General features: G+C 60.6%; 22 protein-coding genes. 8 read left to right on the top strand and 14 right to left on the bottom strand.

Annotated features, from left to right (window positions below):
* Positions 1-83: 83 nt before the first annotated feature.
* Positions 84-1,166 carry an ABC transporter substrate-binding protein gene (locus UIA24_RS20365; protein WP_330523738.1) on the bottom strand — a complete coding sequence of 361 codons (1,083 nt, stop codon included), beginning with the start codon at positions 1,164-1,166 and terminating at the stop codon, positions 84-86.
* A 219-nt stretch (positions 1,167-1,385) separates the two neighbouring features.
* Between UIA24_RS20365 and UIA24_RS20360 the strand changes: the two genes are divergently transcribed.
* Together UIA24_RS20360 and UIA24_RS20355 are read left to right on the top strand one after the other, a co-directional pair.
* Positions 1,386-3,044: a nitrite/sulfite reductase gene (locus tag UIA24_RS20360; protein WP_102052119.1), complete on the top strand. Its 1,659-nt coding sequence runs from the start codon at positions 1,386-1,388 to the stop codon at positions 3,042-3,044.
* Positions 3,028-3,522 (top strand): DUF934 domain-containing protein, encoded by a 495-nt coding sequence (locus UIA24_RS20355; protein WP_102052118.1) that lies wholly within the window; start codon positions 3,028-3,030, stop codon positions 3,520-3,522. Before UIA24_RS20360 ends, UIA24_RS20355 begins: the two co-directional genes overlap by 17 nt.
* Positions 3,523-3,620: 98 nt before the next feature.
* Here UIA24_RS20355 and UIA24_RS20350 read toward each other — a convergent pair whose 3' ends face one another.
* From UIA24_RS20350 to hpaA, 13 genes are all read right to left on the bottom strand, one after another.
* Entirely contained in the window at positions 3,621-4,514 is an 894-nt protein-coding gene (locus UIA24_RS20350) for an EamA family transporter (RefSeq protein WP_330523737.1), read from the bottom strand.
* A gap of 175 nt (positions 4,515-4,689) precedes the next feature.
* Positions 4,690-5,958: an OprD family porin gene (locus UIA24_RS20345; protein ID WP_330523736.1), complete on the bottom strand. Its 1,269-nt coding sequence runs from the start codon at positions 5,956-5,958 to the stop codon at positions 4,690-4,692.
* 94 nt (positions 5,959-6,052) lie between these two features.
* Entirely contained in the window at positions 6,053-7,057 is a 1,005-nt protein-coding gene (locus tag UIA24_RS20340; RefSeq protein WP_330523735.1) for a branched-chain amino acid ABC transporter permease, read from the bottom strand.
* A 2-nt stretch (positions 7,058-7,059) separates the two neighbouring features.
* Entirely contained in the window at positions 7,060-7,947 is an 888-nt protein-coding gene (locus UIA24_RS20335) for a branched-chain amino acid ABC transporter permease (RefSeq protein ID WP_065757844.1), read from the bottom strand.
* Positions 7,948-8,020: 73 nt separating this feature from the next.
* Positions 8,021-9,235 (bottom strand): ABC transporter substrate-binding protein, encoded by a 1,215-nt coding sequence (locus UIA24_RS20330; protein WP_099776653.1) that lies wholly within the window; start codon positions 9,233-9,235, stop codon positions 8,021-8,023.
* Between the two features lie 108 nt (positions 9,236-9,343).
* Positions 9,344-10,066 carry an ABC transporter ATP-binding protein gene (locus UIA24_RS20325; protein ID WP_065757843.1) on the bottom strand — a complete coding sequence of 241 codons (723 nt, stop codon included), beginning with the start codon at positions 10,064-10,066 and terminating at the stop codon, positions 9,344-9,346.
* Positions 10,063-10,839: an ABC transporter ATP-binding protein gene (locus tag UIA24_RS20320; RefSeq protein ID WP_102052114.1), complete on the bottom strand. Its 777-nt coding sequence runs from the start codon at positions 10,837-10,839 to the stop codon at positions 10,063-10,065. The genes UIA24_RS20325 and UIA24_RS20320 overlap by 4 nt, the downstream gene beginning before the upstream one ends.
* 266 nt (positions 10,840-11,105) lie before the next feature.
* Complete coding sequence (locus UIA24_RS20315) at positions 11,106-13,562, bottom strand: AAA family ATPase (protein WP_330523734.1); 2,457 nt, start codon at positions 13,560-13,562, stop codon at positions 11,106-11,108.
* Positions 13,563-13,572: 10 nt separating this feature from the next.
* On the bottom strand, positions 13,573-14,772 hold the full coding sequence (locus UIA24_RS20310; RefSeq protein ID WP_330523733.1) for a DUF1269 domain-containing protein: 1,200 nt from the start codon (positions 14,770-14,772) through the stop codon (positions 13,573-13,575).
* Between the two features lie 100 nt (positions 14,773-14,872).
* Entirely contained in the window at positions 14,873-15,073 is a 201-nt protein-coding gene (locus tag UIA24_RS20305; protein ID WP_099774488.1) for a hypothetical protein, read from the bottom strand.
* A 92-nt stretch (positions 15,074-15,165) separates the two neighbouring features.
* Positions 15,166-15,588, bottom strand: coding sequence for a homoprotocatechuate degradation operon regulator HpaR (gene hpaR / locus UIA24_RS20300; RefSeq protein WP_083199727.1), 423 nt, complete (start codon positions 15,586-15,588; stop codon positions 15,166-15,168).
* 99 nt (positions 15,589-15,687) lie between these two features.
* Complete coding sequence (locus UIA24_RS20295; protein WP_099774486.1) at positions 15,688-16,944, bottom strand: Bcr/CflA family multidrug efflux MFS transporter; 1,257 nt, start codon at positions 16,942-16,944, stop codon at positions 15,688-15,690.
* Between the two features lie 178 nt (positions 16,945-17,122).
* Entirely contained in the window at positions 17,123-18,025 is a 903-nt protein-coding gene (gene hpaA, locus UIA24_RS20290) for a 4-hydroxyphenylacetate catabolism regulatory protein HpaA (protein WP_065757836.1), read from the bottom strand.
* 201 nt (positions 18,026-18,226) lie between these two features.
* Between hpaA and UIA24_RS20285 the strand changes: the two genes are divergently transcribed.
* From UIA24_RS20285 to UIA24_RS20260, 6 genes are all read left to right on the top strand, one after another.
* Positions 18,227-18,886, top strand: coding sequence for a fumarylacetoacetate hydrolase family protein (locus UIA24_RS20285; protein WP_099774482.1), 660 nt, complete (start codon positions 18,227-18,229; stop codon positions 18,884-18,886).
* Between the two features lie 11 nt (positions 18,887-18,897).
* Entirely contained in the window at positions 18,898-19,665 is a 768-nt protein-coding gene (locus UIA24_RS20280) for a fumarylacetoacetate hydrolase family protein (protein WP_065757834.1), read from the top strand.
* 5 nt (positions 19,666-19,670) lie between these two features.
* Positions 19,671-21,131, top strand: a complete 1,461-nt coding sequence (hpaE, locus tag UIA24_RS20275) for a 5-carboxymethyl-2-hydroxymuconate semialdehyde dehydrogenase (protein ID WP_065757833.1) — start codon at positions 19,671-19,673, stop codon at positions 21,129-21,131.
* Between the two features lie 119 nt (positions 21,132-21,250).
* Positions 21,251-22,108, top strand: coding sequence for a 3,4-dihydroxyphenylacetate 2,3-dioxygenase (gene hpaD, locus UIA24_RS20270; RefSeq protein ID WP_330523732.1), 858 nt, complete (start codon positions 21,251-21,253; stop codon positions 22,106-22,108).
* A 55-nt stretch (positions 22,109-22,163) separates the two neighbouring features.
* Positions 22,164-22,556 carry a 5-carboxymethyl-2-hydroxymuconate Delta-isomerase gene (locus UIA24_RS20265; RefSeq protein WP_065757831.1) on the top strand — a complete coding sequence of 131 codons (393 nt, stop codon included), beginning with the start codon at positions 22,164-22,166 and terminating at the stop codon, positions 22,554-22,556.
* Positions 22,557-22,602: 46 nt separating this feature from the next.
* Positions 22,603-23,907 (top strand): MFS transporter, encoded by a 1,305-nt coding sequence (locus tag UIA24_RS20260; protein ID WP_330523731.1) that lies wholly within the window; start codon positions 22,603-22,605, stop codon positions 23,905-23,907.
* Positions 23,908-23,911: the final 4 nt, after the last annotated feature.

Raw genomic sequence — 23,911 nt, 5'->3', positions numbered from 1 at the left:
GCGGAGTTTACGGGTTGTAAATGAGCATTCCGAGGCTGTTTTCAACGCAGCATCACCGAGTATCAAGGCTTTTCGTACAGAGCCTAGTAGTCCACCGGCGCCGTCAGGAATGGGTAGCGAAAACTGCGCGCCTTGCCTTCGGCGCTGAAACGATTGAAGTCCAGGCCATAGTCGGGCTCGTTGACCAGCTTCAGCCAGCGCCGGGCTCGAGCGGGATCAATAAGCTGAAGCACAGGCACCTGGTACCGATGCTGGCCATCGCGGCTGATCGGCAACCCGAGCGCATCGTCGTGCAACAACACCATGGCCCAGCCACCGAGTGTGAAATGCCCACCCATGAGTACGCTAAGGCGCCCGTCGATACGCGCCTGCAAGGCCTCTGGCGAGCTGTTGACGGCACTGAAGTAGACATCCTTGCCGGGTTTGCGCCCGGCTTCCTCGAACGCCTGCATCGCGCCAAAGGCCATTTCATCGTTAGCCGACCAGACCAGTCGGGTGTTCGGATAGCGATGCAGCAACTGACTGGCCTGCTCATACGCCCGTTCCCGACCCCAACCGCCATAGACCACCTGGCGAAGGTTCACCTCGGGGTGCTCGGCAAGCGCCCGACGCATGCCGCGCTCGCGCAGTTGCGAGGCCGGGGTGATTTTCATCCCGGAAAACGCCAGCAATTCGATTTGCTGGCCCTTCGCAGGCGCCGGCACCTGGGCAATCAATGCCGTGAGCATGCGATAACCCGCCTCCTCGTCATTCGTGACCAGGGTCGCGATAGGTTGCGGGTATTTGTCCGGGCTGTCGGCAATGAGCCGCGTCTGGTCGGGCGTCAAACCGTTGTTGACCAGAAACAGCTTTACCCCGCTGCCACGGGACAGGCGAATGATCTCTGGCGCTATATATTGCTCATTGACCAGCACCAGGTAGTCAGGGCGCTGCGGCCCCTCCAGCACTTGCCGTGCCAGCGTCATGGCACGCGCCGGCTCACGTTCGCTGTATTCGACCCGCAACTGCATGCCAAGATCGCTGGCAGCCGCTTGCATGAAGCGCGAGTAACTGACCCAGAAAGTCTCATTGGAGTACCCCGGGTTCAAAAAAACCACCGAGGGCGCCTGAGCATTGGCTGCCAATGGCAGACTCAGCAACAGGCATCTAGCCAGAGCTTTCAGCATGGGGAACAGGCTCGCACAGAATAAAGCGGCGCAGTATAACGCCCCCAACCTGCCCGATGGCTAAACGCAACACAGTCTCACTTAGTCCAAATGGTTCTTTGCATATGCAAAAACTTCACTTTTGCGCATAAACACAAGCTGATATCTTTCCACAGCTCCGCTCCGGAGTGCGCGGCCGTGCGCGCGATTAGCTGCCTGCAGCCTGAAAACAGGACCCTTATGTACGTATACGACGAGTACGATCAGCGGATCATCGAGGACCGCGTCAAGCAGTTCCGTGATCAGACCCGACGCTACCTGGCCGGTGAGCTCAGTGAAGAAGAGTTTCGCCCCCTGCGCCTGCAGAATGGCCTCTATATCCAACGTTTTGCCCCCATGCTGCGGGTCGCGGTGCCCTATGGCCAGCTGACGTCGCGTCAAACGCGGATGCTGGCGAAGATCGCGCGCGACTACGACAAGGGCTACGCCCACATCAGCACCCGGCAGAACGTCCAGTACAACTGGCCGGCACTGGAAGACATTCCGGAGATTCTGGCCGAACTGGCTACCGTGCAGATGCACGCGATCCAGACCAGCGGCAACTGCCTGCGCAACGTCACCACCGACCAGTTTGCCGGTGTGGCCGCCGATGAATTGATCGACCCGCGCCCATGGTGCGAGATCGTTCGCCAGTGGACCACCTTCCACCCTGAATTCGCCTACCTGCCGCGCAAGTTCAAGATCGCCATCAACGGTTCGGTCAACGACCGCGCTGCCATCGAAGTCCATGACATCGGCCTGGAACCTGTGCGTAACGCAGCCGGCGATCTGGGTTTCCGTGTACTGGTCGGTGGCGGCCTGGGCCGTACCCCGGTGGTGGGTGCATTTATCAACGAGTTCCTGCCGTGGCAGGACCTGCTCAGCTACCTGGACGCCATCCTGCGGGTTTACAACCGCTACGGCCGACGCGACAACAAGTACAAGGCGCGGATCAAGATCCTCGTCAAGGCGCTCACTCCAGAAGTGTTCGCCGAGAAGGTCGAGGCCGAAATGGCTCACCTGCGTGGCGGCAGCACCACGCTGACCGAAGCCGAATTGCACCGTGTCGCCAAGCACTTCGTTGACCCTGAGTACAAGGCGCTGGAAAACCTCGACCACGAGCTGGCCGAACTGGAGCAGCAACACCCAGGTTTCGCCCGCTGGCGTGCGCGCAATACCCGTGCGCACAAACGCCCAGGCTACGTGGCTGTCACCCTGTCGCTGAAACCGACTGGCGTGGCCCCAGGCGACCTGACCGACAAGCAACTGGACGCCGTTGCCGACCTGGCCGAGCGCTACAGCTTCGGTCAACTGCGCACCTCCCACGAGCAGAACATCATTCTGGCCGACGTCGAGCAACGCCAATTGCACGCACTGTGGCTTGAGCTGCGCGAAAATGGCTTCGCCACCCCGAACATCGGCCTGCTGACCGACATCATCTGCTGCCCGGGCGGCGACTTCTGCTCCCTGGCAAACGCCAAGTCGATCCCGATTGCCGAGTCCATCCAGCGCCGCTTCGATGACTTGGACTACCTGTTCGACATCGGCGAGCTGGACCTGAACATCTCCGGTTGCATGAACGCCTGCGGTCACCACCACGTGGGCCACATCGGTATTCTCGGTGTGGACAAGAAAGGCGAAGAGTTCTACCAGGTTTCCCTCGGTGGCAGCGCCAGCCGCGATGCCAGCCTGGGCAAGATCCTCGGCCCTTCGTTCGCCCAGGATGCCATGCCGGATGTGATCGAAAAGCTGATCGACGTGTACGTGGAACAACGCACCGAAGACGAGCGCTTCATCGACACCTATCAACGTATTGGCATTGACCCCTTCAAGGAGCGCGTCTATGCAGCGAATCATTAAGAACAACCAGGTCGTCGACGAAACCTGGCACCTGCTGCCCAAGGACGTCACCCTGGACGAGTTGAGCAACTGCGACGACTACATCGTACCGCTGCAGCTGTGGCGTGATCACGCCCATGCCCTCAAGGCCCGCGATGGCGGCCTGGGCGTGTGGCTGGACAGCGACGAAGAAGCCGAGGAAATCGGTGAAGATGCCGCCCAGTTCCAGGTCATCGCCTTGAACTTCCCGGCATTCACCGATGGCCGCAGCTACTCCAACGCACGTCTGCTGCGTGACCGTTACCAGTTCAAGGGCGAGCTGCGCGCAATCGGCGATGTGCTGCGCGACCAACTGTTCTACATGGCCCGCTGTGGTTTCGATGCCTTCGCGGTACGTGCCGACAAGGACCCATACGAAGCCCTGGAAAGCCTCAAGGACTTCTCGGTGACCTATCAGGCCGCCACCGATGAGCCGCTGCCGCTGTTCCGCCGCCGCTGATAGCGAAAGCCCGCAGATGCGGGCAACGCTGAGTCACGCCAAAACACCCTGCAAGGCCTACGCCTTCGCAGGGTGTTTTTTTGCAGGCCACCCGCGCTTCAGGACACTTGCGCTTGAGTCGCACGCAAACGCTGCAGCAGACGCGGGCCAAACACGTTGATCAACAAACCGCCCATGACCAGCAATGCGCCCCAGCACTGCACATCGCTCAACCGCTCGTCCAGCAACAGTGCCGAGGAGCTGAGCCCCACCACAGGTACCAGCAACGAAAATGGCGCGACCTTGCCTGCCGGGTGACGCGACAGCAACCGGCTCCACAGGCTGTAGCCGAGCATGGTCGCCACAAAGGCCAGGTACGCCAGCGAGAGGATCGAGCTCAGGCCGATACCTCGCAGCGAAGCCTCAATCAGCGCCGGCCCTTCCAGCCACCACGACAACGCAAAAAACGGCAGCGGTGGAATCAAGCCGCCCCAGATGACCAATGCAACCAGGTCCACATTGCCGAAGCGTCGGGTGATGATGTTGCCTATCGCCCAACTGGCGGCAGCACACAACGTCAGGATCAGGGCGAAAACCGGGACACTGGTACCGTTTTCACTGCCAATCAACACCAACCCACCCGCCGACACCAGCAGCCCCAGAACGCTGGCCACACGCAGGCGCTCGCCAAGAAACATGGCGGCGAAAAACAGGGTGAAGAAGGCCTGTGACTGCAACACCAAGGACGCCAACCCCGGCGGCATGCCGTTACCCATGGCCTCGAACAGGAAGGCAAACTGGCCCAGCGAAATCGTGGCGCCGTAGGCAATCAGCCAGCGCCAGGGAAGCGCGGGACGCTTGATAAACAGAATCGCCGGAAACGCCACCAGCAAAAAGCGCAGCCCACCCAGCAGCATGGGCGGTAGCCCATCAAGGCCCACCTTGATCACCACGAAATTGACACCCCAGGCGATGATCACCACCAACGCCAACAGCAGATCCTTGACTGGCATCCTTCCCTCGCACGCCTTGTAATATGTCGAAACAGCATAGCCTTATGCGCGGGCCCGTCATACCTGCAACTGCCACCCGATAGTCTGTTTGCGTCATCGCTGCAGCTATTCACAACCACGCAGGAAAAAGGCCCGATCGTTGCCGAGTCGGGCCCTGTTCGGCGCATTACCGCACTTACCAGAGCGGCAGGCTGTAGCTGAGGATCAGACGGTTTTCGTCGATGTCGCTGGCAAAGCTGGAGCGGTAGGTTGCATTTCGCCATTTGATACCGACGTTCTTCAGTGGACCACTTTGAACGACATAGCCGATATCGGTGTTACGTTCCCATTCCTTGCCCTCGCCGCCTGCCGCGCCAAGCTCGATCTGATCGCCTTTGACGTAGCGGGTCATGAAGGTCAGGCCGGGAATACCCCAGGCCGCGAAGTTGTAATCGTAACGGGCCTGCATGGAGCGCTCGTCCTGGTTGGCGAAGTCGTTGATCTGCACCAGGTTGACCAGGTAAGGGTCGGTACCCTGAACGTTGGCAAAGCCGGTATCACCGTTCATTTTCTGGTAGCTGAGACCAAAGGCATGAGCCCCCAGGGTGTAAGTGAACATGCCACTGAGCAAGGTGTTGTCGACGTTGCTGCGGCCATCATCGCTGGCATCGGCAAAACGCAGGTCGGACTTCAGGGATTGCCCCTCGGCGATGGGCAATACATGCACCAACGTCAGGAAATGCTGCTTGTACAGGTCTTCCAACTGCGCGTAGTGGTAACCCGTGCTCAGCGTCTTGCTCCAGGCGTAGGTACCACCGACGAAATCGAATTTGTCCGATGTCGCCTTGCCGGTGGTGACGATATTGCGCCGAGGGCCCTTCATCAGGGTCATGTCTTCACGGTTGGTCGAGTCGCGCTGGTTCACCTGAGTCAGGCGCCCGGCGTCGAAGGTCAGGCCACTGAGGTCCATGGAATTCAGCCAACCACCCTCGAAGGTCTGCGGTAGCAGGCGCGAGTTGTTCGGCGTCAGCACCGGCAGCATAGGGATCAGGGTGCCGACCTTTAGGGTGGATTTCGAGACCCGTACCTTGGCGGCCAGCCCCAGCTCGCTGTAGTCGTCAGGTGCCCGCTTCGACTGGGCGCCGCGCGGCAGCAAGCCGGTTGCGCCAGCACGGTCGGGGCTTGAGTCGAGCTTGACCCCGAGCAGGCCCAAGGCGTCGACACCAAAGCCTACGGTACCCTCGGTGAGTCCGGACTCATAGCGCATGATGAAACCCTGCGCCCATTCCTCGCCCTTGTTCTGCGGCGCCGCGTGCTGGCGGAAGTCGCGGTTCATGTAGAAGTTGCGCATCTCCACACTGGCTTTACTGTCCTCCAGAAACGCAGCGGACGCCGGTGAGCAAACGCCAATGGCCCCGGCAAGGCCAGGTAACAACAGAATGCGGGTAGAACGAATTGCGCTCATAGGTCTCTCTTCTTATTAGCGTGCTGATGCACCCGTACCAAGCCCAGACCAGCGTCTGTGCGGTATTCCCCCAGCGTTGCCTGCAACGCTGCCCTTAGAAATTGCGCCGTGCGAGTTTCAGCACCCAGCCGACGATGCCGACCCGGAACAACAGCACGCAGATGACGAAGATCAAACCGAGGATCACATGCACCCACTCACCCAGAGGCCCATTGGACAGGTAGCTCTGCAGGGTGACCACGATGCCGGCGCCGACCAGTGGGCCAAACACCGTGCCGACGCCACCGAGCAGGGTCATCAGGATCACCTCGCCGGACATGTGCCAGTGCGCGTCGGTCAACGAGGCCAGCTGGAACACCACGGTCTTGGTCGAACCGGCCAGGCCGGTCAACGCTGCGGAAATCACAAAGGCCAGCAGCTTGTGCGCCTCGACGTTGTAGCCCAGCGAGATCGCCCGTGGTTCGTTCTCGCGGATGGCCTTGAGCACCTGGCCGTAAGGTGAATGGATCGTGCGCTGGATCACGGCGAAGCCGAACACGAATACGGCCAGAACGAAGTAGTACAGGGTCAGGTTGTTGTTCAGGTCGAAGACCCCGAACAACTGCCCACGGGGCACACCCTGCAGACCGTTCTCACCACCGGTGAACGGCGCCTGGACAAAGATGAAGAACACCAACTGCGCCAAGGCCAGGGTGATCATCGCGAAGTAAATACCCTGGCGCCGGATCGCCAGCAGGCCAAACACCAGGCCGAGCGCGGTGGACGCCAGGGTTCCGGCAAGAATGCCCAACTCGGTTCCCAGGCCGCTGTACGCACTCAGCACGTAACCCGTGACGTAGCCGCCCGAGGCGAGAAACGCCGCGTGGCCGAACGACAACAGCCCGGCATAGCCCAGCAGCAGGTTGAACGCACAGGCAAACAGCGCAAAACACAGCAGCTTCATCAGGAACACCGGGTACACCGCCAGTGGTGCGAGCAGCGCCACACCCACCAGCGCCAGGTAGAACCAGCGCTTGCGCCGTGCCGCCGCCTGACGACGCTCCTGTACGACATTCGGTTGCAGGACGCCAGCGCCCTGCTTGATCTCCAGACTCGTCATCGTCACACCTCTTTCCCGAACAGTCCCGCAGGACGAACCAGCAACACGAGCACCATCACCAGGAACACCACGGTGTTGGCCGCCTCTGGATAGAACACCTTGGTCAGCCCTTCGATCAGGCCCATGGCCAGGCCGGTGACAATCGCGCCCATGATCGAACCCATGCCGCCGATCACCACCACGGCGAACACCACGATCAGCAGGTTGGCGCCCATGGTCGGCGTCACCGAGTAGATCGGGGCCGCCAATACCCCGGCGAAGGCCGCCAAGGCAGCACCGAAGCCGTAGGTCAGGGTGATCAGCAGCGGCATGTTGATGCCGAACGCCTGCATCAGTTTCGGGTTTTCGGTACCCGCACGCAGGTAGGAACCCAGGCGCGTGCGCTCGATCATGAACCAGGTCGCCAGGCACACCACCAAGGCCGCTACCACCACCCAGGCGCGGTAGATGGGCAGAAACATGAAGCCCAGGTTGACGCCGCCCTTGAGTTGCTCAGGCATGGGGTAGGAGGAACCGGATACACCGAACAGTTTGACGAAGGTGCCTTCAACGATCAGCGCCAGGCCAAAGGTCAGCAACAGTCCGTAGAGGTGGTCTTCACCGGCGATGCGCCGCAACAGGCCGCGCTCGATGAGCATGCCCAGCGCGCCGACGAGTAACGGTGCCAGCACCAGGGCGACCCAGTAGTTCACACCCAGGTAATTGAGCCCAAGCACGGCCGCGAACGCACCGAGCATGTATTGGGCGCCATGGGCAAAGTTGATGATCCGCAGCAAGCCGAAGATGATCGCCAGGCCCAGGCTGAGCAAGGCATAGAACGTCCCGTTGATCAGCCCGAGCAGCAGTTGACCGAGCAGTACGCTCAGGGGAATGCCGAATACGATAGTCATGAATTACCATCCGCTGGAAGTCCGTGACACCCGGCTGCAAGCAACCGGGCGCGTAGCCTGATTCAGTTGCCGATCAGCTTTTCGGCAGCAGTTTGCAGGTGCTTTCGGACATCGGCCGGTAGGCCTCATCGCCAGGAATGGTGCTGACGATCTTGTACAGGTCCCACTCCCCCTTCGACTCGGCCGGGGTTTTCACCTGCGCCAGGTACATGTCGTGAACCATGCGGCCGTCAGCGCGGATCTTGCCGTTCTTGGCGAACATGTCATTGACCGGGGTGGCCATCATCTGGGTACGCACCGCCTGCGCCTCGTCACTGCCGGTGGCCTTGATTGCGTTCAGGTAGTTCGTGGTTGCCGAGTAGATGCCCGCCGGAACCATGCCCGGCATCTTGCCGAAGCGTTTGTAGTAGCGCTGGGCCCAGGCACGGCTTTCATCATTCATGTCCCAGTACCAGCCAGTGGTCAGCATCAACCCTTGGGTAACATCCAGGCCCATGGCGTGGATGTCGTTGAGAAACACCACCATGCCCGCCAGCTTCTGCCCGGACTGGGCAACACCGAACTGGCTTGCGGTCATCAGCGAGTTGACCGTGTCGGCACCGGCGTTGGCGAAGGCAATCACATCAGCACCAGACCCTTGGGCCTGGAGGATGTAGGAGGAGAAATCACTGCTGGGGAACGGATGGCGTACCGTGCCGACCACCTTGCCACCGTCACTCTGGACGACCTTGGTGATGTCCTTCTCCATCGCGTGACCGAAGGCATAGTCGGCGGTCAGGATGAACCAGTTCTTGCCCCCGGAAGCGAGTACCGACTTGGCCGTGCCATTGGCCAGGGCGTAGGAGTCATAGGTCCAGTGGATGTGGTTGGGCGAGCAGTATTCGTTGGTCAGGCTTGAGGCCGCCGCACCGGAGATCAGCGCCAGTTTGCCGGACTGTTCTACCACCTTGCTTGCCGCCAGCACGACCGAGGACGCCACCATCCCGGTGACCATGTCGACATTGCGCTCATCGACCCACTGACGCACGGTGTTGGCACCGACATCCGGCTTGTTCAGGTCGTCGGCGCTGAAGACCACGATTTTCTTGCCATTGACCTGACCGCCGAAATCTTCGACCGCCATGTTCAGCGCCTCCAGGCCGCCCGGGCCGGAAAGGTCACGGTAAGTACCGGACATGTCGGCCAGGTAACCAATGCGAATTTCATCGTCGCTGATCTGGGCCTGGGCAGCACCGGCGATCAGGCCGGAGGCGAGCATGGCGCAAGCAGTCTTTTGGAAAACCTTCATGTAGTTCACCCACTTTCCACAGTTATTGTTGTTGTAAAGGGCAAAGCGACCCCCGCCCGGCATGACTGACGCCACGCCGACGTAAACAGCACAGGGGTTAAACGGCGCTCAGACGCCGAGACAGCGGTTCAGCAGTTCCTGTTTCGCATCCAGCTCGGCAGCACTGATTTCCTCGACGATCTGGCCGTGATCCATCAGGTAATGACGATCGGCCAGCGGCGCCGCAAAACGGAAGTTCTGCTCCACCAGTACGATGGTCAGGCCCTTCTGCTTGAGCTTGATCAACACCTCGGCCAGCTTCTGCACGATGACAGGGGCCAGGCCTTCGGTGATCTCATCGAGCAGCAGCAGGTTGGCCCCGGTGCGCAGGATGCGCGCCATCGCCAGCATCTGTTGCTCGCCACCCGACAGGCGTGTGCCCTGGCTGAAACGGCGCTCATAAAGGTTGGGGAACATCGCGTAGATGTCGTCCAGGCTCATGCCATCGCTGCGCACCATTGGCGGCAGCAGCAGGTTTTCCTCGACGTTGAGGCTGGCAAAGATACCGCGCTCTTCAGGGCAATAACCGACCCCCAGACGCGGGATCAGGTGAGCGGCGATGCCGATGGTTTCGTTGCCATTGACCATGATCGAGCCGGTGCGGCGGCCGACCATGTTCATGATTGCGCGCAAGGTCGTCGAGCGCCCCGCGCCGTTACGCCCCAACAGGGTGACCAGTTCACCCCGCCGTACCTGCATGTCGATGCCGTGCAGGATGTGCGACTCGCCATAGAATGCATGCAGGTCGCTGATACGCAGTTGCTCGAAATCCGGAACGTTCAGGCTGCTCATGCGTGGGCCTCCTCAAGGCAGACCGCTTCACTGCCCAGGTAGGCTTCACGCACCTGCGGATTTGCCGAAACACTGGCGTAGTCACCTTCAGCGAGGATCGAACCACGCGCCAGTACCGTGATGCGGTCGCACAACTGGCTGACCACATTGAGGTTGTGCTCCACCATCAGCACAGTGCGCCCTACTGCAGCGCGACGCACCAGGCCGATGACCATTTCAACGTCCTCGTGGCCCATGCCCTGGGTCGGCTCGTCGAGCAACAGCACGGTCGGGTCCAGCGCCAGCGTGGTCGCCAGCTCCAACGCGCGCTTGCGCCCATAGGGCAACTCGATGGTCAAGGTATCGGCATAGGAGAGCAGGTCGACGTCATCCAGCATCTGCAACGCACGCTCATTGAGGGCGTCGAGGCTGCGTTCGGACTTCCAGAAATGAAACGAGTTGCGCAACTTGCGCTGCAGCGCTACCCGCACGTTTTCCACCACACTCATGTGGCCGAACACCGCCGATATCTGGAAAGAACGCACCAGACCAAGACGGGCGATTTCGTTGGGTTGCATGCCGGTGATCGGCTTGCCAAGGTAGTGGATCTCGCCACGGGTGGGCGTGAGGAACTTGGTAAGGAGGTTGAATACGGTGGTTTTGCCGGCCCCGTTAGGCCCGATCAGCGCGTGGATGTGTCCCTTCTGTACACGTAGATCTACCGAGTCGACCGCGGTGAAACCGCGAAATTCCTTGGTCAAGCCACGTGTTTCCAACACGAACTCTGGTGACATGTGTAGCCCTCTAACCTTGATTATTTTTATTGGTTATGGCGCTGCGGGTGTTCTTCCCTTTACGTAAACGCAAACACTAGACGAAGATTACCTTTACGTAAACGGTAATAACATGAAGAGCAGGAAGAAATTTTAACAGTGGCGAAATGTGACAAAAAATGTCGGGAAATGACGGGCAAAATCGGGATAAAACACTTTGCCCGTGCTGAAACGATACTTGGCTGTGATCTACGCCGTAGTTGGTTTTTCGCAGACGCGCAAACGACCTAGCTCGTTTTGCCAGACCAGTTGAACACGCCTGCCAGCGAGCCCCCTACTCCGACACCGAAGCCACCTGACAAATGGCGGTTTTCCAGGACGTATTTCTTCAAGCTCAGTTGATCCGCGTCATCCAGGCATAGCCCCGGGTTCTTGGCCAGCGCCACTTTCACAGCGCCGTACGTATCCCCAGCCAACACCACCTGCGTCGCCTTGCTCAAGCCCGGATTCCCGGCCAGGTTGAGCCGTACGCTCTGCAGCGGGTCTTTGGCCAGTAGCAACTGCACACCGTGCGCCAGCTTCGGATGCAGCGAAAGCATGATCTTCAGTGCCGCATCGGCATTCTTCAGCAACAGCTGCTGCTCGGCCTCGGTCAGTTCAGGGCGTTTGGCAAAGGCTTGCTTGATACTGCTGTCGCCATGTTCAAGCAGTTGCCGTTCTGCGCCACTCGCCAACGAAGGGTTGAGAATCAACGCCGCCACGACCGAGGTATCCTTGTCCTTGAGCAGCTGCAACTGCATGACCTCAGGCAGGGCCGGGTTGCTCGCCAGCCCTCGACGCACCTCAACCTCCGGGTCGCTCGCCAACAACTGCAGCAGCATCGGGCCTTTCACGCGACCGGCCAATTTGGCCCGCAGCTCCCTGGCAACCTGCCCGTCCTTGACCTGACGCACCAGCAGATCTTCTGGCGCGTTATCGTTCAGGCAGGCCAACGCGAGTAGTTCAACATCATAGAGCGGGCTGTTCTGTGCGATGTTGATACGCATCGTCAACAGCCGCTCAGGGCAGCGTGGGTTCTCGTAAACCGCCTTCACCACACTGCGTTGCGAATCACCCGCCAGCTTCTCCAGTTGATCGTCCGGGCAATCGGGGTTGCTTGCCACTTCTTCACGTTTCACCTGATTGGGGTCTGCGGCCATCCTGATCATCTGCGCCACACTCAAGCCTTGATACTCGGACGCCGGGCGCAACTTGAGCTTCTCGAACAGCTCTTCATACTTACCAACCTGCTCGCGCAAGGTTTCCCGCAAAGGAATGGTGGACTGGATAGCCTCGGCCAAATGCGTTTGCGTCAGCGGGCTGCCAGCAATGAAGGCATTGGCCAGGGCTTCGTTGACCGCGTTCTCGATATCCGCACCACAGTAGTCACGGCACTGCTGGACAAGCGCAGGCAAGTCCAAGCCGTCCACCGGCTGGCGGGCCTTGCGCAGGTGAATCTTCAGAATATGTTCGCGCTCCACCGCGTTGGGGAAGCCGACGTAGAAAATCTCGTCGAAACGGCCTTTGCGCAACAACTCAGGTGGCAGTGCGCTGATGTCATTGGCGGTGGCAATGACGAACACCGCTCCAGTCTTCTCCTGCATCCAGGTCAGGAAGTAGCCCAGCAGCCGCGCAGTGACTTCCGAAGCATTGCCGCCGCCCATGCCGACAAAGGCCTTCTCCAGCTCATCGACCCAAAGAATGCACGGGCTGACCATCTCCGCCATGTTCAAGGCGCGACGCATGTTGTGCTCGCTTTCACCGACGTATTTCCCCAGCAGCGAGCCGATATCCAGGCGCAGCAGGGGCAATTGGAACAGGCTGGCAGCGACCCTGGCGGTCAGCGATTTACCGCAACCGGGCATGCCTGCAATCAGTACCCCTTTCGGTGCCTTGACCCCTTGCCGGGTGGCTTTGTCCAACTGCGACACAATGGCCGCACGTTGTGCCAGCCAGTGTTTGAGCTTCTCCAGCCCGCCGATGTCGTCCGGCGCTTCATCGACGCGAACCAACGCCAGTACACCGCTTTTGGCGATGATCTGTTCCTTCTCATGGAGCATGGTTTTCAACCCCTGCTCAGTCAGCACCGGCGTCTGCAGGCTGACTATCCGCAACAACCGGCCGATCTCGCTGGCGGTCAACCCGCTCAGTCCGGACACCGCCAGGTCAACCAGATCGCCTGGCAGGGTCAGTTGCCCACTGGCATCGGCCTGCGCCAGCAGCGCTTGAATGTCCTCGCGATCCGGCAGTGGAAGCGGCAACAAGGTGACTTGAGACTCGATCGAAGCAGGGATGCACACCGACTCGGACACCAGGATGACCGAACAACCAATGGCATGGCCACGCTCGATTCGGTTGAGCAATTGTTTGAGGCGGGCAATCGCCAGGCGGTTGTTCTCCAGCGCAAGCCGCGCCCCCTTGACCAGAATCAGCGTCTGCTCCAGGTCTGCATCCAGCAACTGAAGCAGCGCGTGCTCCAGCTCGGTAGTGCCAGAGTCCGGGTTGCTCAGCGGCTGTTTGTTCGTGAAGTCGACCCAGCCATGGCCCAGGTTCCACTCATGGATACGTTTGAGCCCGAGCCGCTCTTGAAGCGCGATCAGCAACTGATCGACACGGGCTTCTTCGGCGGAGTGGATGAAAATGGCGGGGGCACCGGCGCGCAACTGCGCTTCCAGTTGCGCCGAAAATACCGGTTTGTTCGTCATCGACATCACCTCAGTTGCACAACCCACCGACGAAATTCTTCACGCCATCGGCAAACGCCGACACCGCCTCCCTGATCCCCTCGCTGACTTTCCTGACGACCTTGCTGGCCACTTCGACAATCTTCCGGCCGCCCTTTTCAATGAGTGCGCCCACCGCCTTACCACCAAGACGCCCGGCAATACCGCCCAACATGCCACCCACGGCCACGCCCTGAGGGCCAAACGCTGCGCCTAGCGACATGCCCCACTGCGTGCCGAGCTCTGCGCCTTTTTCTTCGGCCATCTGCGCCAATGATCGCGCGGCCACCAGCGTGGTCTGTTCGATGGCATTAATGGCACTGTCGGCAAGGATGTCACCCTGCCCCAACTTGTACAGCGCCTTGGCCTGCTCAAGACCGGTATAGGTCGTTGCAGCAATCACCTCGACCGGCGTTTCAGCGGGCAGGCCCAGCCAACCGCGCTTGGCGGCCACCAGCACCCCGCCCGAAACGGCAACCTGTGCGCCGACGTGCTGGGCCGACTTCAGCGAGCTGTCGAAAAATGCCTGCAGGGCCTCGCTGGCCGGTGCGTTTTCCTCACCCCGCATCCAGTTCCAGGCCCGCTGGCCGAGAATGCGTGCACCGTGGCAGGAGGCATTCAGCGCCGCATTGAGCAGCGCCTGATTGTTGATCTCCTTACTGACCGCCAGCCGGGCGTTGTCGTCCCAGATACTTGGGCGCAGCACTTCACTGGGCAGCGTGGTCTGGCGGATGTCCGGCTGCATCCCCGGCAACAGCGCAGCATTGGCCGACTGCAGCATCCCCTGCACCTGAGCGGCGTAGTCCGGCAGGTTAAGGTCGGGGTTACGCTGGGCGTCCTGCTCCAACTCCCTGGCCAGCCAGTTGGTCGCGCTTTTGCCCATGTCCAGGTGCTGCTGCAGCGAGGCCTTGTGCTGGTTTGTGCGGGTTACCGAATCAATGAGCACCTGCGCGACACGTTCAGCCTCAGCCTTGTTCGCCCACAGGTCTGGCTGCTGGTTGAACTCGTGCACCAGCCACTGCGCCAGCGGCATCTCATGACGGTGCTGATCATAGGAGCGGATGAACCGGCAGATCACCTCGATAGCCTTGGGTGCACTGCTCACGTCCGCGAATGCCGCATCGCTCAGAACATCCGCCTGCTGTTCGTAAACAGCATCGTCTTGAGGAGAATTTGCACAAATATTAGGCATGACGGGTCCTTGTGGCTGGCTCATGGCAGCGTGTCCTGAGGGTTTTTAAACGTGCGGGTATGGGAAAGGGGCCGTGGCAAGCAGGCATCACGGCCAGCGATCAGTCGAGGTTACGCTCCCAACTTTCTTGATCTTCGCGATCAAGTTCATCCCACTCGGCGTCGTCGTCTTCGCTGTCGTCGTCATCGGCGTGGTCGAACAGCGGGTTGGCTTCAGCCTCTACCGCGTCGAAGTCTTCATCGAACTCATGATCGAGCAGGTGATCGTGCTCGGGTTCGTGAATATCAATCTCGTCGTTCATGAAGGGTTCCTGCATTGAGCCAATACATCCAAGGCGCCTGTATAGGCGTGCTTGGCGTAATCGTCAATGGTCCGTTTCAGGAACCCCCGCGCTCAGGGTTTGATCTTCTTCAATTCGTTCAGCAAGCCCATCAGTTGGTCGAGTTTCTCTTCACCGAACTGACGCTGGATCTCCTGGTAGTTACGCTCCATCTGCTCGCTCATTTCCAGGAAGCACTGATGGCCCTGCACGGTCAGGCTGATGAAGATACGCCGCTGGTCTTCCGTGGATTTGCGCCGTGACACCAGGCCATCGCGCTCCAGGCGCTTGAGCACACCACTCATGCTTGGCTTGAGAATGCACGCCAGGTGCGCGAGTTGATGGCTTTCAAGCTCGCCCTGCTGACGCAGGATACGGATGACCCGCCATTGCTGCTCGGTCAGGTCTTGGGCGTTCAGCGCAGGGCGGAAAAAGGACATGGTCGCTTCACGTGCCTGAAGCAACGTGAGGGTCAGGGAAGGTCTGGGAATAGCCATGATTGAGTTAAACAATGAATGAGGTGGCAGTTTAAGGGTGCCCCGAAGTGGCAGCAAGGGCACCTACGAAAAATAAACATGTTAACAAAATACAAATTGTTACCCACTAGAACCTTGGCGACCTCCAGGGGCACTCCCCGGCTGGAACTGGCCTGCCAACCCCGAACACGCCTCGCCACGCCCCAGATAGATCAGCAGGAACGCACCAAGGCTGGCAACACCGGCAGCCGCTATGGCCAGGCACATCGGCAATGGCGTGCCATTGGCGAAGTAGCTGACCAGCGCACTGAAACCGGCGCCACAGGCAAACTGCCCAGACACCGCCAAACCAGCGGCGGCGCCAGCCTGCTGAGGGTACAGGGCCAATAGACGCGCCACGCTGTTGGCACCCAACAGCCCGGTAACGCTCACATACACGAGGATGCACGTGGCCATTGCCGCCAGGCCGGCCACCCCGGTGAAGCCGACCACAGCCAAGGCCACCCCCGAAAGCGCCGCCAACACCGCGCCTACGCCCAGCATCGGTAGCGTTCCCACCCGAGTGACCAGCCGTGCGTTGACGAAGGTCATGACGATGATTCCAGCGATGTTCATCCCGAACAGCCAGGCGTAGTCGCTTGGCGAAACGCCAAAATATTCCACATAGACGAACGGTGAGGCGGTGATGAAGGCAAACATCCCGCCAAAGGAAAACCCCATGCACAGCATGCAGCCCAAGGCCCGACGTTGCGTGCCAATGTGCCAGTAGGCGGCAAACGCAGCGCCCACTGAACGGCCACGGCGGCTGGCCGGGTGGGTTTCCGGGATCCAGCGCAGCGACGCCAACAGGCACAGCACCGAGAACAGCAGCAATGCGCCGAATATACTGCGCCAACCACTCAGGCTCAGCAGCGCACTGCCCGCCAGCGGTGCCGCCAGGGTGGCGATCATGGTCACCAGGTGCATCAACGACAGCGCTCGCGCCGCCTGATTCAGCGGATACAGGTCCCTGACAATGGCCCTGGCCAGCACCGACGCTGCGGCACCACCCAACGCCTGAAAGAAACGCCAGGCGATCAACTGCTCAACACTGGATGCGGCCATGCAGCCGACACTGGCCAGCAGGTACAGCGCCAGGCCGGCCAGCAGAATCGGGCGGCGACCAAAGCGGTCTGAAAGCGGCCCGTAAAACAACATGCCGACGCACAGGCCGAGCAGAAAAACGCCGATGGTCATTTGCACCTGCGTCTGGCTGGCCGCCAGGCTATTGGCGATCTCCGGCAAGCTGGGCAGGTAGGTATCGATCGACAACGGGGCAAAGGCGACGAGCGCAGCCAGCAGCACAAGCAAGCGATCAGGACGGGCAACAGTAGTCATGGGCACACAGACACCGACGAACAGGGATGAGAACGTTAGCATATTAACTATGCAACTGAAGAGCCCTACCGTCTACCCGTCATGAAAAGTGCAATACATCACCCGGAAAAGCCATTTCCGCGCAGCCCTGCAGGCGCCACCATCGGCCAATAAAAAAGGCAGAGGCGCCATGCACTCCCTATCGCAAGCCCACCTGACGCTGCCGGTACTCGCCTGGCGTGATTTGCGCGTAACGCTGGAAAAACCGGCTGAAGTACGCCGGATCCTTGAAGCCCAGCTGATAACAGATCTCGTTGGCCGAACTGCCGGTAAACAACAACAGCCGCTTCGCCTCCTGCATGACCCGCTCCAGCACCAAGCGCTTGGACGGCAAGTCAGCGATGCGTCGGCATACGTCATTGAGCCGCGCCTCGGTCACGCCGATGGCCGAAGCATAGGCCGACAGCGCCCAGTGCTCGCGGTAGTGGCGCTCGATCAACTCATTGAAGCGGTGGAAGATCTGCAAGTCTTCGTGCCGAGCCGGTGTTGCCTCAAGCGAATTGGCGCACAGCCGCAACAGGCTGATCATGATCAAGCGCGTCAGGCTCGACAATGCCGAAGCGTGGCCGGGCAGCGACTGACTGTTTTCTTCGCGCAATGTCTCGAACAGGAACTCCAGGCGACGCGCCTCGTCCTGGTACGGCCCCGACAGCCGACCGAGGGCCACGCAGGCAGCCGGCAAACGCGGCCCCGGAATCAAGCCGGGCTCTGCCTCCATCAGTTGCCAGACCAGTTGCTGGCGCACGGTCAGGACATGGCCGTCGGCATCGGCTTCGGTGACAAACGAGTGTGGGATGGTCGGCGGCGTGAGGAAGAACATCGGCCCCGCTTCCACGTACTGCTGGTCATCCAGATAAACCCGCACCGTACCGCTCTTGACGTAGTGCACCTGAACAAAGCGGTCGTGCCGGTGCACCGGCATGTTGCGGCCGAAAAAGCCGGCGAGATTACCCAGCTTGTCGTAATGCACTTCGCTGTCGCTGTACCGCTGGTCGTACACCTTGCCGATGTTGATGTTTGGAATCGGATGGCGATCTTTCATCGCGGGCTACTCATGCTGTTCTTGGTCGCCACGCTGGACCTGTTCGCACGTCACGCGGCGTTTGCCCATCGTACCACTGCCACGGTAAAGGCCGACGCGATGGCAAATACCTTGACGGTCGTTAACATATTAATTATAACGATAACACATTAACAAATAGACGCAGGGCAGCCCATGTCCTGCCCCTGCCAGGAGAAAAGCATGAGCCGTGCCCTGCATGACGTTGCGACCGGCACCTTGTTCGGCGTTGCACTGAACTATCAGGGGCTGCTGAATCAGCACCTCGCCGCCTTTAACGAGCCGCCCTACAAGCAACCGCCGGTCAAACCGGTGTTGTTCATCAAGACCCCCAACACCCGTAACCAGCATGACCATGCAGTGGTTTACCCCCAAGGCATCGAGCACCTGCAACCAGGCCCCGCGCTGGGCGTGGTCATTGGCAAGGACGCCAGCCGCGTCAGTGTCGAAGATGCGCTGGACTATGTGGCCGGCTACACCATCGTCAACGAATTCAGCCTTCCGGAAGACAGCTACTACCGCCCTGCCGTCAAAGCCAAATGCCGTGATGGTTTCTGCTCGTTCGGCCCGGAGCTGGTGCCGACCTCGCAGGTTGCCAACCCTCAGACGCTCGATATCAAGCTCTGGGTCAACGGTGAACTGCGCCAGTCCAACAGCACCGCCAACTGTGTCCGCTCGGTGGCGCAGCTGATTGCCGAACTCAGCGAGTTCATGACCCTGCATGAAGGTGACCTGCTGATCACCGGCACCCCTGAAGGCCGTGTCGATGTACTGCCTGGCGACCGCGTCGAAGTCGAAATCAGCGGCCTGGGCCGCCTCGTTAACCACATCGTGGCCGAGTAAGAGGAGCCCTCATGAAACACGCCCGTATCCGCTTTGAAGACGAGGTTCACCTCGCCACGGTCGACGCCGACAACGTCCTGCACCTGGCCGATGGTCGCCGTATCAACGAAGACCAGGTCGAGTGGCTGCCACCGGCCACCGGCAGCATGTTCGCCCTGGGCCTGAACTATGCCGACCACGCCGCCGAACTGGCTTTCGCACCGCCGACCGAGCCACTGGCCTTCATCAAGTCGCCCGGCACCTATACCGGCCATAAACAGACCACCTGGCGCCCGGACAACGTCGCCTACATGCACTACGAGTGCGAACTGGTAGCGGTGATCGGCAAACCGGCACGCAACGTCAAGCGCGAAGACGCCCTGGCGTACCTGGCCGGCTACACCGTGTGCAACGACTACGCGATCCGCGACTACCTCGAGAACTACTACCGCCCCAACCTGCGGGTGAAGAACCGTGATGCCACCACTCCGGTCGGCCCATGGATCGTCGATGTGGCGGACGTACCAGACCCAAGCAACCTGACACTGCGCACCTGGATCAACGGCGAGTTGAAACAGGAAGGCAGCACCCGGGACATGATTTTCGACATTCCCTACCTGATCGAATACTTCTCCAGCTTCATGACCCTGCAGCCGGGCGACATGATCGCCACCGGCACACCTGAAGGCCTGGCCGATGTCGTGCCAGGCGATGAGGTGGTAGTTGAAGTCGAGGGCGTCGGTCGCCTGGTCAACCGCATTGTCAGTGAAGCTGACTTCTTCAAGAACAAAAAGGCTTGAACACCATGATCAAACACTGGATCAACGGCCGCGAGGTCGAGAGCAAAGACACCTTCGTCAACTACAACCCGGCCACCGGCGAGGCCATCGGTGAAGTCGCCAGTGGTGGTGCTGAAGAAGTCGCGCAGGCCGTTGCCGCCGCCAAGGAAGCGTTCCCGAAATGGGCCAACACCCCGGCCAAGGAACGTGCGCGGTTGATGCGCAAACTCGGCGAGCTGATCGAGCAGAACGTGCCACACCTGGCCGAACTGGAAACCCTGGATACCGGCCTGCCGATTCACCAGACCAAGAACGTGCTGATCCCGCGCGCCTCGCACAACTTCGATTTCTTCGCTGAAGTCTGCACCCGCATGGACGGTCACACCTACCCGGTCGACGATCAGATGCTCAACTACACCCTGTACCAGCCAGTGGGTGTATGCGGCCTGGTGTCGCCGTGGAACGTGCCGTTCATGACCGCCACCTGGAAGACGGCGCCGTGCCTGGCACTGGGCAACACCGCTGTCCTGAAGATGAGCGAACTGTCGCCACTGACCGCCAACGAGCTGGGTCGCCTGGCCGTTGAAGCCGGCATCCCCAACGGCGTCCTGAACGTGATCCAGGGCTACGGCGCCACCGCCGGCGACGCCCTGGTTCGTCACCCGGATGTGCGCGCCATCTCCTTCACCGGCGGCACCGCCACCGGCAAGAAGATCATGCAGACCGCCGGTTTGAAGAAGTACTCCATGGAGCTGGGCGGCAAGTCGCCGGTGCTGATTTTTGAAGATGCCGACCTTGAGCGCGCACTGGATGCGGCTCTGTTCACCATCTTCTCGCTGAACGGCGAGCGCTGCACCGCGGGCAGCCGGATCTTCATCCAGGAAAGCGTGTACCCGCAATTCGTTGCCGAGTTCGCCGCCCGTGCCAAGCGCCTGATCGTCGGCGACCCGCAAGACCCGAAAACCCAAGTAGGCTCGATGATCACTCAAGCCCACTACGACAAGGTCACCGGCTACATCAAGATCGGTATCGAAGAAGGCGCCACCCTGCTCGCCGGTGGTCTGGAGCGCCCGGCCAACCTGCCGGCGCACCTGAGCCGCGGCCAGTTCATCCAGCCGACGGTATTCGCGGACGTGAACAACAAGATGCGCATTGCCCAGGAAGAGATTTTCGGCCCTGTGGTCTGCCTGATCCCGTTCAAGGACGAGGCCGAAGCACTGCAACTGGCCAACGACACCGAGTACGGCCTGGCCTCCTACATCTGGACCCAGGACATCGGCAAGGCCCACCGCCTGGCGCGTGGCATCGAAGCGGGCATGGTCTTCATCAACAGCCAGAACGTGCGTGACCTGCGCCAGCCGTTCGGCGGCGTGAAGGGTTCCGGTACCGGTCGCGAAGGCGGCCAGTACAGCTTCGAAGTGTTCGCCGAGATCAAGAACGTGTGCATTTCCATGGGCAGCCACCACATTCCACGCTGGGGCGTCTGATACCTGCACGGGAGCCGCCGTTGTTGGCGATAACGACAGCACCCTGTATAGGGTGAGCACATTGTCGGCAAGGCCGGCTCCTACAACGCACAACAAGAACAATTTTCAGGAGTTTCATCATGGGCGAAGTCGTCCTGGCAGCCAAAGTCTGTCATGTGCCATCGATGTACCTTTCCGAACTGCCGGGCAAACACCATGGCTGCCGTGAAGCCGCCATCGCCGGCCACAAGGAGATTGGCCGCCGCGCACGCGAACTGGGCGCCGATACCGCCGTCGTGTTCGATGTGCACTGGCTGGTCAACAGTGCCTACCACGTCAACTGTGGCGAACACTTCAAGGGTATCTACACCAGCAACGAGCTGCCGCATTTCATCAAGGACATGCACTTTGAGTACCCCGGCTGCCCGGAACTGGGTGAACTGATCGCCGCCGAGGCGAATGCCGCCGACGTGCGCACCCTGGCCCACAACATTCCGAGCCTGGAGTTGGAGTACGGCACCCTGGTGCCCATGCGCTACATGCACATGGACGTTCCGGACGAACAGAAATTCAACGTCGTTTCGGTTGCGGCCTGGTGCGCCTGGCATCGCCTGGAAGACAGCTTCACATTCGGCGCCGCCGTACGCCGGGCCATTGAAAAGAGCGACCGCAAGGTACTGGTGCTGGCCTCCGGCTCGTTATCACACCGTTTCTCGGACGACCGCAACGCTGAAGCGAACATCCACAACTGGACCCGCGAGTTCGACAAGCAGATGGACATGCGCGTGGTCGAGCTGTGGAAGCAAGGCCGCTTCAAGGAGTTCTGCGCCATGCTCCCGGACTACGCCGCGCACTGCTTTGGTGAAGGCGGCATGCATGACACCGCGATGCTCCTGGGCCTGCTCGGTGGTGCCGACTACAACAAGCCTGTCGAGGTGCTCACCGAGCCGTTCGGCAGCTCTGGTACCGGCCAAATCAACGCCATCTTCCCGGTTTAACGTAGCGCAAGCCTTGAGCGACAGGCTCAAGGCTGCCCGGCGCAGAGGAGTTCCCATGCCGCATTTCATTGCCGAGTACACCGACAACCTCGAAGAGCAGGCCGACCTGCCCGGCCTGTTCGAGAAGGTTCATGCCACCTTGGGCGCCAGTGGCGTGTTCCCACTGGGCGGCATCCGCAGCCGTGCCGTTCGCCTGGATACCTGGCGCATGGCCGATGGCAAGCACGACTATGCCTTCGTGCACATGACCCTGAAAGTCGGCCATGGCCGGGACCTGGCCACCCGCCAGCGTGTCGCCGAAGCCCTGTTCGAGGTGATCAAGGCGCACTTTGCGCCCCTGCAGGCCGAACGCCTGCTGGCCTTGTCCTTCGAGATGATCGAGCTGCACGAGGTCCTGAACTTCAAGGAAAACAACGTCCACGCGTTCCTCAAATCACAAGGCAACTGACCTCGTTGCCTTTACCCCTGATCTCTCTAATAAAAAGCACAAGATCATGAACACAGCCCATAGCGTTCAAGGCATCACCGCCGCTACCCAGGACCGTACCCACAGCATCGTCACCTGGCGACTGATGCCCCTGCTGCTGATTTGTTACCTGTTTGCCCACCTCGACCGCATCAACATCGGCTTCGCCAAGATGCAGATGAGCACCGACCTGCACTTCAGCGATACCGTCTACGGTTTCGGCGCAGGCCTGTTCTTTGTCGCCTACGCACTGTTCGGCGTACCCAGCAACATGGCCCTGGACCGAGTTGGCCCGCGCCGCTGGATCGCCACCCTGATGGTGGTCTGGGGCATGCTCTCCACGAGCATGCTGTGGATCGACAGCGCGAGCGGGTTCTACGTACTGCGCTTCCTGCTGGGTGTAGCCGAAGCAGGCTTCTTCCCCGGCATCCTGGTCTTTCTCAACCGTTGGTACCCGGCCGGGCGCCGTGCGCAGGTCACCGCCTTGTTCGCCATTGCCGTACCGATGGCCGGGGTAATTGGCGGCCCGCTGTCGGGCGGCATCCTCGAGCGTTTCCATGAGTTTGCCGGGCTGCGTGGCTGGCAGTGGATGTTCCTGATCGAAGGCGCGCCTGTCGTACTGCTGGGCCTGATCGTACTCAAGTGCCTGCCTGACAGTTTCGAAACCGTGAACTGGCTGTCCGACGAGCAGAAACGTCAGTTGCGCGAACAGCTCAGCCATGAAGAGCAACGCAAGTCCATTACCTCGTTCTCCGGCATCCTCAAGGACTCGCAGGTCTGGCTACTGGTCGCCGTGTACTTTGCGGTGATGCTGGCGGTCAACACGCTGGCGTTCTGGATGCCCACCCTGATTCACGGTGCCGGCATCGGCAGCGACGGCAAGGTCGGCCTGCTCAGCGCCGTGCCCTACCTGTTCGGCTGCCTGTTCATGATCGCCTGCGGACGCTCTTCGGATCGTCACCGGGAACGCCGCTGGCACCTGTGCGTACCGCTACTGATGTCGGCACTGGGGATCGCCGTGGCCGGCCTGGCACCCACCAATCCGGTCATGGTGCTCAGTGGTCTGGTTGTCGCCGGCATGGGGGCCAGTGCCGCCTTGCCGATGTTCTGGCAGTTGCCACCGGCATTTCTTTCCAACAGTACCCAGGCGGCCGGCATCGCCCTGATCAGTTCGTTCGGCAGCATCGCCTCGTTTCTTGCGCCTTACCTGATCGGCTGGATGCGCGACACCACGCACAGCGCCAGCCTGGCCTTGTATGTACTGGCGTTGTTCATCGCTCTGGGCGGTTTCCTGGTGCTGCGCACCCGGGCTGCCATCGTTAATCCACAGTAAGAGA

It is taken from the genome of Pseudomonas sp. AL 58, assembly GCF_036348395.1.
Lineage (GTDB): Bacteria > Pseudomonadota > Gammaproteobacteria > Pseudomonadales > Pseudomonadaceae > Aquipseudomonas > Aquipseudomonas defluvii.
The sequence above is the reverse complement of the archived record's forward strand: the minus strand, read 5'-3'. Positions and strand labels throughout refer to the sequence as shown.